The following is a 1,543-nucleotide window of genomic DNA, read 5'->3' on the forward strand; positions in this document are numbered from 1 at the left end:
CGCCGGTTGCACTCCGCACTGGCTCATCGCCCGCCGAAGGAAGTTCACCAGGAATGGCAGAAGTATCAGGCCTACGCGGCCTGATCGACAAGTAAATCACCCTCTACAAAACCCGGGGCTTGACAGGTACCCGACTGGCAGGCCCGGTCCTGGCGGGTGGATGAGACCTATATTCGGGTCGGCGGCACGTGGTGCTATCTCTACCGGGCTATTACCGCCGGTGGGCAGACCCTGGACTTTTATCTCTCCCCGAAGCGCAGTGTCGCGGCGGCCAAGCGTTTCCTGGCCAAGACGCTGCGATCGAATACGACAGCCGGGTCCCCGCGGGTCATCAACACCGACAAGGCACCAGCTCTGGCCAAGGCAATATCCGATCTGAAGGCGGAGGGAATCTGCCCTCAGACGGTGGAGCACCGGCAGGTGAAATACCTGAACAACGTTATCGAGGGAGATCATGGCCGACTTAAAAGAATCCTGGGGCCGAAGGGAGCGTTCAAAAACCGAATTTCCGCCTACCGGACGTTGAAAGGGATGGAAGCGATGCATTCATTACGGAAGGGCCAGGGCACGATGTTTGCCTACGGGCACCCGAACCCAGACGCGGTGATCGTCAGCCGGATATTCGAGACAGCTTAAGCACCCCGGAGCAAGGACAACTGATGTCTTGAGGTTGGGCTTTTCGACCCTGGCCCAACTTTGCAACAGCACCATTAAAATAATTTATTAATGGATTTATCCTGATAAGCCTCTTGAACATTGACCCAGAATCCCCTTCATTCAGAGTGCTTTACCGTCACCCATGGCTGAGCTCTTAGCGTGTCCAACACGCTACTTGGATTAATCACCAATTCTCGCACTCCTAATAACCAGTGTGCCCAGATCTCCGGTTCGATGGTTTCGTCGAGTTGTCCCATTACACCGCCATCAAAGTGCTCTCGGATACGCCATGGAATCGCAGTACGCAGTCTTATTGCGATCCGATGGCCCTCGGTTATGCGGTTTGGTTGCGGGTCCATAAACCTCCCAAGCATATTCTTGCGTGGTGATCGAGGGGGCAGAGCGTCTGCTTTCTCGATCTGCCGCCTAATCGTCTCCACTTCCGTTGGATCAATGGGTAAGTCAAGGAGTTTTACGCTTTGGACCCTAAGGATTGCATTCCGCCTTACTGCAAGCGAGATTGAGCCTTCGTCCTCATGGATATTGACATAGCGCGTTACTTGATTTGGCAGTGGGCAGACCTCATCAAGATCCACGTCACCCACAAAGTTAGATAATTCAGGGAAAATGCCCGGTCTAATAACGGCCGCGTCAGACAGGTGCAGGCGGTAGATGTGAAAGTTTAAATCATGGTAACCAGTCTGGTTAAAGAGTCGACGGTATAGGTTAGCAACCGCCGCCTCATAAGTCCCCACATGAAGGGTGGTTCGCCCCGGGTTTAATGGAGGGTAGGAAATTGGAAAAGGAAACCCTTACATGCCCACCAAATACACTGTCGAGCTCAAGCAGCGCGCTGTAGAACTCGTGCTCCACGCTCAAGCTGATC

The 1,543-nt window shown here is 53.9% G+C and carries 1 pseudogene; it reads left to right on the forward strand.

Annotated features, from left to right (window positions below):
- Positions 1-123: 123 nt before the first annotated feature.
- Positions 124-636: pseudogene (locus B7E02_RS00225) on the forward strand (IS6 family transposase); the annotation flags it as partial.
- Positions 637-1,543: the final 907 nt, after the last annotated feature.

It is taken from the genome of Corynebacterium pacaense, from assembly GCF_900169525.1.
GTDB lineage: Bacteria > Actinomycetota > Actinomycetes > Mycobacteriales > Mycobacteriaceae > Corynebacterium > Corynebacterium pacaense.